This is a genomic window from Thermococcus sp. JdF3, from assembly GCF_012027495.1.
Lineage (GTDB): Archaea > Methanobacteriota_B > Thermococci > Thermococcales > Thermococcaceae > Thermococcus.
Map to the genome: position 1 here is coordinate 173,681 of NZ_SNUK01000006.1, position 11,089 is coordinate 184,769.

Below are 11,089 nucleotides of genomic sequence, written 5' to 3' on the forward strand. Positions count from 1 at the left end.
AAATGCCGCTCTTGGACCTCCTTCTTGAAGCGGGCAATCTGAAGAGACTGCCGAGAACCGGCTGGCTCCTCAGGGGAGTTCCAAACCCTGAAAGCATAGCCGACCACAGCTACCGCGTTGCCCTCATCACTCTCTTCCTGGCGGACGAGCTTAGGGAAAAGGGCATTGAGATAGACGTCGAGCGGGCCCTGAAAATAGCGCTCATCCACGACCTGGCCGAGGCGAGGGTAACGGACATCCCGCTGAGCGCCCAGTACTACCTCGACAAAGGTAAGGCCGAGAAAAAGGCAGCCATGGAGCTTTTCATCAAAACATCAAACCCGAGGGAGTACTTCAGGCTCTGGCGCGAGTACGAGGAGGGGCTGAGCAGGGAGGGAAGGCTCGTCAAGTTTGCGGACAAGCTGGAGATGCTGATCCAGGCCTGTGAGTACGAGAGGGCCGGCTTCGCCGACCTCGATGAGTTCTGGAGCGCGCTGGATTCCCTCCGGGAAAGCGAGTTTTACAAGCATTTCAGGGAGCTGGTCGAGGGGCTGGCGGAGAGGAGAAAGGGCAGATAGCCGGGGTTTGATGACTGTTTAAGCCCCGTCAAGTTCTTCTTCGAAATCTTCAAGGTCCCAGAGGAGGTAACCGTTCTCTCTCAGTTCCCCCTTGTTCTCAACCGCCTTTGCCACCAGCCCGTAGATCTTCCCCCACCCTTCAAGACCCACCAGCTCAGCCTTCCGCTCCAGGTCTTTGAGAACTCCGCGCGCCTCTTTCTCCTTCAGGCTTTTCCACTTCACCTCCACAAACAAAGCTTTTTTCTCCCGCTCGTTCAGGGCGAGCAAATCAACCTCCTCTCCCCTGTGCCACCAGCGGCCAATCTTGGTGAACCTGAACGGTAGCTTTCCTGCCCTGTTGAGCTCGATTAAAAACTGCCTCCCCACCTCTTCAAAGGCGGAGCCGAGGTAGCAGTTGAAGCCGGTGTTGAAGTCCTCAAGCGCCCCCTCCGGAAATCCGCTATCGATCTCCTCGAAGTGCGGGGCCACGAAGCGGAACCAGAAGGCGAAGTAGAGATCCCTGAAGCGATAGACCCCGCGTTTCGCCCCCCTCCCAACCGGCAGCTCGCGCTTCAGGATACCGATGTCCTCAAGGATCCTGAGGTACCTGGCGGTGTTCTTCGGCTCGATGAAGGAGTACTGGGCGATCTCATTGACCCTCGTCTTTCCCCGCGCCACAGCCTCAAGCACCGTGTAGTAGGTCTCCGGCTCCCTCAGCTCCTCCTCAAGCAGCGCCTTGGCCTCGCGGAAGAGGAAGGCGTTTGGGTCAAAGAAGTTCCCCCTTATCTCATCCTCGACGTCCTTTCCGCTGAAGAGCTCAAGGTACCTGGGGACGCCGGAGGTCACGGCGTAGAGCTTCACGGCATCCTCGGGGCTTGGGCGTGGGAACCACTCGAAGAGGTGCCTGAACCCCAGGGGCTGGAGGCTCAGCGTCGCGTCGCTCCTGCCGTAGAGCGGGCTCGAGTAGTCGAAGAAGCTTCTCTTGAGCAGGCCGACCGAGGAGGCCGAGAGTATGAGCATCACGTCGTTCCCGCCGAGAACCTCATCGACCACGCTCTGGAACTCAGCCTCCACCTCCGAGTACCTGAGGAGGTAGGAGAACTCGTCGAGGAAGACCACGAGCCTTCCCTTTCCCTGGGAGGCTATGAAGCGGAAGGCGTCCGTGAAGGTCCGGAAGTTTGGAACCGGGATACCGAAGTACCGCCCGATCTCCCCGTTGAGCTTGGCGAGGTTGTACTCCCAGACCCGCTTCTCAAACTGCACCGCGATGGCCTCTTTGTCCTTCAAGAACTCCCTGACGAGCCTGCTCTTCCCGATTCTCCTCCTCCCGGTGACGAGGACGAGGGTGAAGCCTTCCCGCCGGTAAAGCCTCTCGAGGGTCCTGAGCTCCTCCTCCCTGTCCACAAATTTTCGACTTCTCATAATATAATCGTGAATCGAAAAGTATAAAAGGGTTTCGCGCCCCAGCCCCCCGGGGTTCTGGAAAACACTTCCATTTACGTTAATGTTTTTGTTTGCTCAAAACGTTTAAATACACGCTTCTGCCCATTCCATTGGTGGTTTCAATGAGGTGGAAAGGCATTGCTATGATTGCGCTTCTCGTGCTCTCCGTTATCGCGGCGGGCTGCATAAACGGCTCTGAGAACTCAGGGCTCAAAGAGGCAACCCTCGTGGTATTTCACGCAGGTTCGCTGAGCATACCCTTCCAGCAGCTGGAGGAGGAGTTCGCGGCCTACGCCGAAAAGAACCTCGGTTACAGGGTGACCTTCCAGGACGAGGCCAGCGGTAGCGTCGCGGCGGTGAGGAAGGTCACCGACCTGGGCAAGAAGGCCGACGTGGTCGGCGTTGCTGACTACACCCTCATTCCCCAGCTCATGGTTCCCAACTACACCGACTTCTACGTGCTCTTCGCCACCAACGAGATTGTCATAGCCTTCACTGACCACAGCAGGTACGCGGACGAGATGAAGGCCCACCCGGAGAAGTGGTACGAGATACTGGCGAGGGACGATGTTTCCTTCGGCTTCTCGGACCCGAACCAGGACCCCTGCGGCTACCGCTCCGTCATGGTCATGAAGCTGGCCGATTACTACTACGACAAACCGATATTCGAGACCCTGGTCGAGAGGAACACGAACATATACTTCAACGGAAGCATGGTGGTCGCCCCCAAGGAGATTCAGGTGAAGGGCGACAGGGTCGTCATCAGGCCAAAGGAGACCGATTTAACGGCCCTCGTCGAGAGCGGAAGCCTCGACTACTTCTTCATCTACAAGAGCGTGGCCGAACAGCACAACCTCAGCTACATAACCCTTCCGGACGAGATAAACCTCAAGGACTTCAACAAGGCCGACTTCTACGGGAAGGTCAGCATCTACATCGGTTCTACCGGCAAGGTCATCAAGGCCAAGCCCATAGTCTACGGCGTGACCGTCCCGAAGGACGCGCCCAACAGGGAGCTCGCCCTTGAGTTCCTCAAATACCTCCTCGGCGAGAACGGGAAGAGAATCTTCCAGGAGAACCACCAGGACTTCATCTGGCCGCCGGTTGCCTTCGGCAGCGTCCCGGACGAGATAAAGTCCTTCGTCAAGGTGGAGGGGTGAGGTTTTTATCTCCTCCCCTCAAATTTTAGGGGATGGCCATGAAACGGGACTACACCCTCTACTTCTTCGCCGCGCTGGGGAGCTTCCTCGTCGTCTACATAGCCCTCCCGCTGGTCGTCATACTGGTCAAGCAGGCCGCTGACCTGGAGATGCTCGTCAAGACCCTCCACGACTCCTACGTAATCGAGGCCCTCAGGAACTCCCTTATAACGGCGACCGCCACCGCGCTGATAGCCCTCCTTTTTGGCGTTCCCTTGGGTTATGTGCTGGCCAGAAAGGAGTTCCCTGGAAAGAGCCTCGTGCAGGCCATAGTGGACGTCCCGATAGTTATCCCTCACTCCGTTGTGGGAATAATGCTCCTCGTTACCTTCTCAAGCGCCATCCTCGACAGCTACACGGGCATAATAGCGGCCATGCTCTTCGTCTCGGCACCGTTCGCGATAAACGCCGCAAGGGATGGCTTTCTGGCCGTGGATGAGGGGCTGGAACATGTTGCCAGGACCCTGGGTGCCTCCCGCTTAAGGGCGTTCTTCTCCGTGGCGCTCCCGATGGCTTTCCCGGCCATAGCGAGCGGTGCGATAATGACGTGGGCGAGGGCGATAAGCGAGGTCGGCGCGATACTCATCGTTGCGTACTACCCAAAGACAGCTCAGGTTCTCGTCATGGAGTACTTCAACAACTACGGCCTGAGGTCCTCGAGACCGATTTCCGTTATCCTCATAGTGATGAGCCTTACAATCTTCATAATCCTGCGCTGGCTGGTGGGGAGGAAGAATGCTTGAGGTGAAATCCGTCTCCAAGGACTGGAAGGAGTTCCGGCTGAGGGAGATAAGCTTTGACGTGAGCGAGGGGGAGCACTTCATAATCCTCGGCCCGAGCGGAGCAGGGAAGACGGTGCTCCTTGAGATAATAGCGGGCATAATCGAGCCCGACGCCGGGAGGGTCCTCCTCAACGGTGAGGACATAACCCACTGGCCACCGGAGAGGCGCGGTCTTACATACATCCCCCAGAACTACGCCCTCTTCCCCCATATGAGCGTCTTCGATAACATAGCCTTCGGGCTCAGGCTCCGGAGGGTTCCGAGGGCGGAAATCGAGAGGAAAGTTAAGGAAATAGCCGAGGTTCTGGGCATAGCCCACCTTCTCCACAGAAAGCCAAAAACCCTGAGCGGCGGAGAGAGCCAGCGCGTGGCCATAGCCAGGGCCCTCGTTGTGGAGCCCGAGCTTCTTCTCATGGACGAGCCCTTCGCGAACCTCGACGTCCAGACCCGCTCGAAGCTTCTGGGCGAGATGAAGCGCTGGAGACGGGAGCTCGGCTTCACCGCGTTGCACGTTACCCACTCCTTCGAGGAAGCGGTGAGCTTGGGCGACAGGGTGGGCGTTATGCTCAACGGGAGGCTCGTCCAGGTCGGCCCGGTCAGGGAGGTCTTCTCAAGGCCGGCGAGCGAGGAAGTCGCGCGGTTCCTCGGCTTCGAGAACATAATCGAGGGAACCGCGGAGGGGAGGGTTCTGAGGAGCAACGGCGTCGAGATAGAGCTTCCGGCGGAGGCGAGGGGAAGGGTTCGCGTTGGTCTAAGGCCGGAAGACATAATCCTCTCCCTGGGACCCATTAGAACATCCGCGAGGAACGAGTTCAAAGCCCTGGTTGAGTCGGTTGAAGAGCTCGGTCCGCTCGTCAGGGTTCATCTGAGAATCGGCGGCCTGCATCTGAGGGCGTTCATAACCCGCTCCTCGATGCTGGAGATGGGAATAACGAAGGGACGGGAGGTCTACGTCAGCTTCAAGGCGAGCGCCCTTCACGTCTTCTGAGGCCCTCCGTCCTCAGCTTGTCCTTTATCTCCACGGGCAGGTTCTCGTATATCTCCTCCAGGGCGCTGATCAGCTCCACCAGCTCTTTGGCGGTCAGCACCTCCGTCTTCGGTCCCAGCTCAAGAACCAGCGCCTCGTACTCCTCGGGCGAAACCTCCTCCAGCTCGCCCAGATGCTCGCTCTTCCGGGGTATCAGGTTGACCTCCCCCACCTGCCTCGATGCGGGTACCTCAAGCTCCTCCTCCGGAATCGGGGTCTCCTTCGGGCAGTCCAGTCTCTCCACGAGTATCTTTATGTCCACGACCGGCGTTCCGTTGTGGGCGTCTATCCAGTCGATGTAGAGCCTGTTCCCCTCGATACGGTTTATTCTAACGGCGTAGATGGCCAGGGGGTTGGGTCTGACCGGTGAGCGTGTTGCAAAGACTCCCCTGAGGGGGTTCTCAGGATTGTTGTACGGGTGAACCTTCAGGACGCTCCTCCTCCCCGGGGTGTCGCTGGCGTGAAACCAGAGGATCAGCTTTATCCAGTCCCCCTCGTTGAGGCCGTGGACGGCATCGCTGAACTTTGGGAGGATTTCTATGAAAGTCTCTCCGTTCTTCCTCACGTAGCCGACGGGAACGAGTTTGAAGGGCTCGAAGTTCATCTCCATCACCAGTATAAAGAAAAGGGACTCAGGTACCGTGCTCCCAGCTCTCCAGGTATCTTCTCTGCTCCTCGGTGAGCTCCTCGATTTTTATCCCCATCGAGGCCAGCTTAATCCTCGCCACCATCTCGTCTATCTCCCTCGGGAGCACGTAGACCTTTGGCTCAAGCTTCTCGTGGTTGTTCAGTATGTATTCAGCCGCCTTCGCCTGCAGGGCGAAGCTCATGTCCATAATCTCGGCCGGGTGGCCGTCCGCCGCGGCGAGATTTACGAGCCTGCCCTCGGCGAGGAGGTAGAGCCTCCTTCCATCGGCCAGCTTGTACTCGGTTATGTTGGGCCTCGGCTCGCTTATATCGACCGCCAGCTCCTCGAGGTCCGGTTTGCTTATCTCCACGTCGAAGTGGCCGGCGTTGGCCATTATCACGCCGTCCTTCATGACCTCGAAGTGCTCCTTCCTTATGCAGTTGATGTCGCCCGTGGAGGTGACGAAGATGTCGCCCACCTTCGCCGCCTCCTTCATGTCCATGACGAGGAAGCCGTCCATCCTCGCCTCCAGCGCTCTAATCGGGTCAACCTCCACGACTATCACCGTCGCGCCGAGGCCCCTCGCCCTCATTGCTATACCCCTGCCGCACCAGCCGTAGCCGACAACGACGACGTTCTTGCCCGCTATCAGCAGGTTGGTGGTTCTCAGGATTCCGTCCCACGTTGACTGGCCGGTGCCGTACCTGTTGTCGAATAGGTACTTGGTGTAGGAGTCGTTCACCGCTATGATCGGGAACCTCAGAACGCCGTCCTTCTCCATGGCGCGGAGCCTTATGACGCCCGTTGTCGTTTCCTCGCTCGCCCCCCAGAGCTCGTCTATCAGCTCAGTTCTCTCCTTCAGCACCGTCGAGACCATGTCGGCGCCGTCGTCTATGATGATGTTCGGCTTTATGTCGAGCGCCTTGTGCATGAACTCGTAGTACTGCTCCCTGTCCTCCCCGCGGATCGCGTAGACCCTGACTCCTGCCTTGGCGAGGGCGGCGACAACGTCGTCTTGGGTTGAGAGCGGGTTGCTGGCCGCCGCCGAGACCTCTGCACCGGCCGCCTTAAGCGTGAGGAGCAGGAAGGCGGTCTTCATCTCAAGGTGCAGCGTCGTCGCAATCCTGACTCCCTCGAAGGGCTTTTTCTCCTCGAATTCCTTTCTTATTGCCTGGAGAACCGGCATGAACCTGGAGACCCAGTCTATCTTTTTCTCGCCGCTGGGGGCCAGGTTGATGTCCTTAACGCAGTAATCCCTCGTGCAGTTCATCCTCATCACCGGTGAACCTTTAGGGCCATACCTTAAAACACTTGGGCTACCATTTTTGTGTATTCAATTTCATATTTAAAGTGGTTCATTCAATCTCCGGAAAGGTTTTTAGGTTGATGGCGCTATAACTGTTGGTGTTCCCATGATACTCGACCTCTCTGCCCCTATCTCGGAAAACACCCCGGTTTACCCGGACGACCCGCCCGTGAGTGTCAGGCTCTGGGCCGTCATCGACAGGGACGGCTACTACATGAACGTTCTGAAGATGGGGGAGCATTCCGGCACCCACGTTGATGCGCCGGCGCACTTCGTGCCCGGGGGAAGGACCATCGATGAGATGCCGCTTGAGAAGTTCATCGGTGAGGGCATCGTTCTGGATGTCAGGGATGGGGAGGGGCCTATAAGGCTCGACGAGATTCCGGATGGAGGCTACTTTGGAAGGATAGTGCTTTTCCTGACGGGTGGGCGGGAGCTCTCTCCGGAGGTGGCGCTGTTTCTTGTGGCTGAGGGCGTTAGGGCCGTTGGCACCGACTCCATGAGCATCGGGGACGACGCCGTCCACAGAATACTCCTCAGCGAGGAGGTGCCGGTGTTCGAGAACCTGACCAACCTGGAGGCCCTCGTAGGAAAAGACTTCACGTTCGTGGCGTTTCCCCTCAAAATCGAGGGCGGTTCGGGAAGCCCCGTCAGGGCAGTGGCCTTTGTGGAGTGAAATGCGCACTTGTTTTGTTTGATGCGGCTTTGTTGCTCCCTTATTCGCCTGTTCATGCTGCTTTAATCCCGATTAAACAGAGTTAAACGTTGTGAAACCTTTGTTAACAGTTAAAAGATAAAACTCTGCTCTCAAGACTTTTTTCTAAACAATCGCCAATGTACGTGGACGATTTCCTGAAAAAAGCTTAAATATGCCTTTTTTCATATGGAGGTATGAGGTGAAGAGCATGATGGGCAAGAAAGTGGTGGCGGTTCTGTTCGGGCTGCTGATGTTGGCGATGCCGTTCACGATCAGCAGCGTCAGTGCCGAGACGAGCGTGACCGTCATACTCGTGAGCGACAACGCGGCCGACAAAGCAATCGCCGAGTACCTGTCCAACGAAACGGGTGCGGTGATAGTCACGACAACGTGGGGCGTCTACGATCCGAACGTTACGGCAGAGATTATGAGCTACGCTCCGGACGAGGTGATAATAATCGGTGGTCCTGACGCCGTGGTCGATGAATACGTCGCGGACTTGGAGGAACTCAACATCACCGTCGAACGCTGGGGTGGCCAGAACAGGTACGAGACCAACCTCATGGTCATGGGGCGGGCCAAAGTTAAATTCAAGCTCGAGTTCAATAACAGCGTTTTCGTCGCTGGAAACGACACCCTGGCCATTCAGAACGCCCTTCGGCTCGCGGTTCAGAACGGGGCAGTGATGGTCTACGTTAACAAGAGCACCAACGTCACAAAGCTCATGGAGAAGTTTGGGGTAGAGGACGCGGTCATGGTCAAGACGCAGGCATCTGAGAGGGTCATGGAACACGTTAGGGCGCAGCTCCACGGGTGCAACTGTACCGCCATGGAGGTTCAGGCCAACGTCACCAGGGAGACGGTTCTCCAGCTGATGGTTCAGGTTCAGGAGAGGCTCAAAACTATCGAGAAGATGGCAAACGAAACCAACTCAACCGCACTCATGGAGCAGGTTAGGGTCATGGAGATGACGATGGAGAAGGCCAACGGGGCACTTCAGGCCGGAAACTACACCGGGGCGTACCAGATGGTGCTTGAGCTCCAGGTTCGGACGGAGTTCAGCCTCAAAGCGGCGAACGGCGGGATGAGGATGGCGATAAAGAACGGTGAAAAGGCTGCCCTTGAGCGTGAGATGGAGAAGCTTGAGGCGCAGATAAGCGTCATGGAGAAGGCGGGAATAGACGTTAGCGCCATCAACGCGCTGATGGAGCAGCTCAAGGTTGCGATTCAGAACGGCCAGTACGACGAGGCCCGGGGGCTCGTAAACCAGATAACGGCCATGATAAAGGAAGCCTATCAGAAAGGGAGGCAGGACATTAAGAACAGCGCCCAAAAAACCCACGGAATGGGCTCATCTCGGCCGTGAACAAGTTAACACACGTTGGGCACCACCAACCCCTGTATGGGCGATAAAATCAGCGGCTTGAATCAGCTTCTTTTTGCCGCTCCCTTCTCCTTTTCTTCTGCTCCCTGATGTACGGATACCTCGTTATGTGGCCGCAGTTGAGGCACTTGATGACAACGTGGCCGTTCCGGAGCCTCACCCTGGCGTTGACGCCCGGGACGAGGAATGTGTGACAGCTCTTGCAGTAGCGGCGCTTCCACTTTTTGGGCATCCTTATCCTGGCCTTCTGCTGAACCGCGAGGGCTATCTCCACGTAGCGGTTGGCCAGCTCGGGCTCGTAGGGGAAGACCCTCTCCGCGAGGGTGAAGAGGGTCTCAATCCTCCCGCGGGCAATTCTGCGCTTTTCCCTCTGCTCCCTCTGGCGGATGAACTTTTTCTTGCTCATGGTATCACCGTATCAGTATCAGCTTTCCCGGAAACGGCTCGTAAATGTAGCCGGTGGCTATAAACTTTTCAATCAGGTTGAGGGCGTCCCGCTCGTTAAAGCCGTTCTTCAGCATCTCCCTCAGGAACTCCTCCCTGGTAACTTCTCCGAAGGGGCTTGTGGAGGCGAGGTCGTGGAATATCTGGAGGGCCTTCTGGGCACGGACATCGTAGGGGATGTAGCGCTCGTACTCCTTTTCGAGCTTCATTATGACCTCGGGCCGCTTTTTAATGAGCTCGCCAAAAGACACGCTCCACTCGTTCAGTATCGTATCGTCGATCTCTCTGACGTCTTTAACCGCCCTGTCAGTCACTTTCCCGTAGAACCGGGTGATAGCTCCAAAGAGCCTGCTGTCAAGATAGAACCTCATCCCCAGGTGGAGCACGCCGCTGGGGGTTGTCAGCTTCTCAAACGTTTCGCTGTACTCTTTCCTGCCCCATCTCCTCCATTTCAGATGCTCGTCCCTCAGTCTGCTCAGTTCCTCGTGGCTCATTGAGAGATAGCGTTCCCTGTTGATGAAAATGGTCACGAGCAGATTGGGAATCAGCTGTCGGAATTCCCGGTTCTCCTCGAAGTATGGCTTCTCATCCCACGGCATGAGCACGAAAGGGGTTTCGGAGATTCTGGCCAGAGGGTCTGTTGGATTTGCCTCAACATCCCGGGGCAGCAGACCGATCGCCCGTTTGTTTAATATGGGTCCCTTGCTCCATTTTGGTATCCCTGTTAGTCCCTTTCTTGAGGAGGGCGTGTAGTACCTCATGTCAGTTCCGTTGGGGTTGCCGGTCCTGAAATCGATGTCCAGTACCGGGTCGGTTATCTCAATGGCAGTCTCTTTCCGGAGGCGAACTTCCCACGGCAGACTTGATTGGAAATACTTAAGGGCTTTCCAGAGGGCGAGGAGCCCCATATTTTCCCGGTACTTGTAGACGGTGTACTCAAAACCCTCGCCCCATTGGGGGGCCTCACTTCCCCAGAGGATATACGGGACGCCGTAGAGTGAATATATGAGGGCCTTCATCATGTCCTTGCGGACGTAGATGGTCCTTCTGAATAGGTCAACCACCTCGCGCCTGCTCAGCGCGAACTCCCGGTAGTCCTTCCAGTACTCCGAGTAGTTCCTTCCTTCGATTGAAGTGGCGTGAACCATCCTCAGGTTTCCCCAGCGGTACGCGTCCGCCGTTCCCCTCACCGCCACGTGGCTTCCGGGTCTGACGTCCCCGCTGACCCTTGTGCCTTCCGTTGCCCGTATCACCAGGTACGTCCTGAACTCCTCCCTCCCGAGCCCCGCCAGCTCCGAGGGGGAGAGGGGGGACAGGAGGTAATATGCGGCGTCCCGTGGGGCGTTGGGGGGCTTTCTGCCCAGCAGAAAACCCGCTATCTCAACATCCTCGCCGTTTTTAAGCCGCTGGATTCTCAACTGAAACTCCCTGAGCCGTCTGCCGGGACTCAGCGGCTCCCGTGCCTTCTCCAGTCTCAGCAGTTCCAGTATCTCCCTCTCCATCGACGGTTCTATTGACCGTAAAGTTTATAAACCCTCCGCGACAGGTATGTATCGGTACGGCGGTCATAGCGGCGGGGTCACACCCGGTCTCGTTTCGACCCCGGAAGTTAAGCCCGCCAGCGATCCCGGGTGTACTGCCCT

General features: G+C 57.2%; 11 protein-coding genes and 1 rRNA gene. 7 read left to right on the forward strand and 5 right to left on the reverse strand.

Annotated elements, in window-relative coordinates; translation table 11 throughout:
* The first annotated feature begins 2 nt into the window (after window positions 1-2).
* On the forward strand, window positions 3-557 hold the full coding sequence (locus E3E42_RS10690) for an HD family hydrolase (RefSeq protein WP_167904545.1): 555 nt from the start codon (window positions 3-5) through the stop codon (window positions 555-557).
* An 18-nt stretch (window positions 558-575) separates the two neighbouring features.
* Here the strand turns inward: E3E42_RS10690 and E3E42_RS10695 are convergent, their stop codons facing one another.
* Window positions 576-1,958 (reverse strand): ATP-binding protein, encoded by a 1,383-nt coding sequence (locus E3E42_RS10695; RefSeq protein WP_167904546.1) that lies wholly within the window; start codon window positions 1,956-1,958, stop codon window positions 576-578.
* A gap of 143 nt (window positions 1,959-2,101) precedes the next feature.
* On the opposite strand from E3E42_RS10695, the gene wtpA reads away from it, so the two are divergent.
* The 3 genes from wtpA to wtpC are packed head-to-tail and all read left to right on the forward strand — an operon-like array spanning window position 2,102 to window position 4,948.
* Window positions 2,102-3,139 carry a tungstate ABC transporter substrate-binding protein WtpA gene (gene wtpA / locus E3E42_RS10700; RefSeq protein WP_167904595.1) on the forward strand — a complete coding sequence of 346 codons (1,038 nt, stop codon included), beginning with the start codon at window positions 2,102-2,104 and terminating at the stop codon, window positions 3,137-3,139.
* Between the two features lie 38 nt (window positions 3,140-3,177).
* Window positions 3,178-3,921: a tungstate ABC transporter permease WtpB gene (gene wtpB, locus E3E42_RS10705; protein WP_167904596.1), complete on the forward strand. Its 744-nt coding sequence runs from the start codon at window positions 3,178-3,180 to the stop codon at window positions 3,919-3,921.
* Complete coding sequence (gene wtpC, locus E3E42_RS10710; RefSeq protein WP_167904547.1) at window positions 3,914-4,948, forward strand: tungstate ABC transporter ATP-binding protein WtpC; 1,035 nt, start codon at window positions 3,914-3,916, stop codon at window positions 4,946-4,948. Before wtpB ends, wtpC begins: the two co-directional genes overlap by 8 nt.
* Here wtpC and tsaA read toward each other — a convergent pair.
* Both tsaA and E3E42_RS10720 read right to left on the reverse strand, forming a co-directional pair.
* Window positions 4,920-5,591 (reverse strand): tRNA (N6-threonylcarbamoyladenosine(37)-N6)-methyltransferase TrmO, encoded by a 672-nt coding sequence (tsaA, locus tag E3E42_RS10715; RefSeq protein WP_167904598.1) that lies wholly within the window; start codon window positions 5,589-5,591, stop codon window positions 4,920-4,922. The genes wtpC and tsaA overlap by 29 nt on opposite strands.
* A gap of 28 nt (window positions 5,592-5,619) precedes the next feature.
* Window positions 5,620-6,885, reverse strand: a complete 1,266-nt coding sequence (locus E3E42_RS10720) for an adenosylhomocysteinase (RefSeq protein ID WP_167904600.1) — start codon at window positions 6,883-6,885, stop codon at window positions 5,620-5,622.
* Window positions 6,886-7,027: 142 nt separating this feature from the next.
* Between E3E42_RS10720 and E3E42_RS10725 the strand changes: the two genes are divergently transcribed.
* Both E3E42_RS10725 and E3E42_RS10730 read left to right on the forward strand, forming a co-directional pair.
* Window positions 7,028-7,597 carry a cyclase family protein gene (locus E3E42_RS10725; protein WP_167904548.1) on the forward strand — a complete coding sequence of 190 codons (570 nt, stop codon included), beginning with the start codon at window positions 7,028-7,030 and terminating at the stop codon, window positions 7,595-7,597.
* A gap of 229 nt (window positions 7,598-7,826) precedes the next feature.
* The gene (locus E3E42_RS10730) at window positions 7,827-8,984 is read left to right on the forward strand and encodes a cell wall-binding repeat-containing protein (protein ID WP_167904602.1); all 1,158 of its coding nucleotides are present in this window, start codon (window positions 7,827-7,829) and stop codon (window positions 8,982-8,984) included.
* 49 nt (window positions 8,985-9,033) lie between these two features.
* Here E3E42_RS10730 and E3E42_RS10735 read toward each other — a convergent pair whose 3' ends face one another.
* Together E3E42_RS10735 and E3E42_RS10740 are read right to left on the reverse strand one after the other, a co-directional pair.
* Window positions 9,034-9,408, reverse strand: a complete 375-nt coding sequence (locus E3E42_RS10735; protein ID WP_167904549.1) for a ribonuclease P protein component 4 — start codon at window positions 9,406-9,408, stop codon at window positions 9,034-9,036.
* 4 nt (window positions 9,409-9,412) lie between these two features.
* Complete coding sequence (locus tag E3E42_RS10740) at window positions 9,413-10,948, reverse strand: hypothetical protein (protein WP_167904550.1); 1,536 nt, start codon at window positions 10,946-10,948, stop codon at window positions 9,413-9,415.
* Between the two features lie 55 nt (window positions 10,949-11,003).
* Here E3E42_RS10740 and rrf point away from each other — a divergent pair.
* Window positions 11,004-11,089 (forward strand): 5S ribosomal RNA (rrf, locus tag E3E42_RS10745); the annotation flags it as partial.

What these genes read in the sequence shown, in the direction of transcription:
- E3E42_RS10690 (WP_167904545.1), top strand. Translation starts at nt 3, where the DNA reads ATGCCGCTCTTGGACCTCCTTCTTGAAGCGGGCAATCTGAAGAGACTG.
- E3E42_RS10695 (WP_167904546.1), bottom strand. Translation starts at nt 1,958, where the DNA reads ATGAGAAGTCGAAAATTTGTGGACAGGGAGGAGGAGCTCAGGACCCTC.
- wtpA (WP_167904595.1), top strand. Translation starts at nt 2,102, where the DNA reads ATGAGGTGGAAAGGCATTGCTATGATTGCGCTTCTCGTGCTCTCCGTT.
- wtpB (WP_167904596.1), top strand. Translation starts at nt 3,178, where the DNA reads ATGAAACGGGACTACACCCTCTACTTCTTCGCCGCGCTGGGGAGCTTC.
- wtpC (WP_167904547.1), top strand. Translation starts at nt 3,914, where the DNA reads ATGCTTGAGGTGAAATCCGTCTCCAAGGACTGGAAGGAGTTCCGGCTG.
- tsaA (WP_167904598.1), bottom strand. Translation starts at nt 5,591, where the DNA reads ATGAACTTCGAGCCCTTCAAACTCGTTCCCGTCGGCTACGTGAGGAAG.
- E3E42_RS10720 (WP_167904600.1), bottom strand. Translation starts at nt 6,885, where the DNA reads ATGAACTGCACGAGGGATTACTGCGTTAAGGACATCAACCTGGCCCCC.
- E3E42_RS10725 (WP_167904548.1), top strand. Translation starts at nt 7,028, where the DNA reads ATGATACTCGACCTCTCTGCCCCTATCTCGGAAAACACCCCGGTTTAC.
- E3E42_RS10730 (WP_167904602.1), top strand. Translation starts at nt 7,827, where the DNA reads ATGATGGGCAAGAAAGTGGTGGCGGTTCTGTTCGGGCTGCTGATGTTG.
- E3E42_RS10735 (WP_167904549.1), bottom strand. Translation starts at nt 9,408, where the DNA reads ATGAGCAAGAAAAAGTTCATCCGCCAGAGGGAGCAGAGGGAAAAGCGC.
- E3E42_RS10740 (WP_167904550.1), bottom strand. Translation starts at nt 10,948, where the DNA reads ATGGAGAGGGAGATACTGGAACTGCTGAGACTGGAGAAGGCACGGGAG.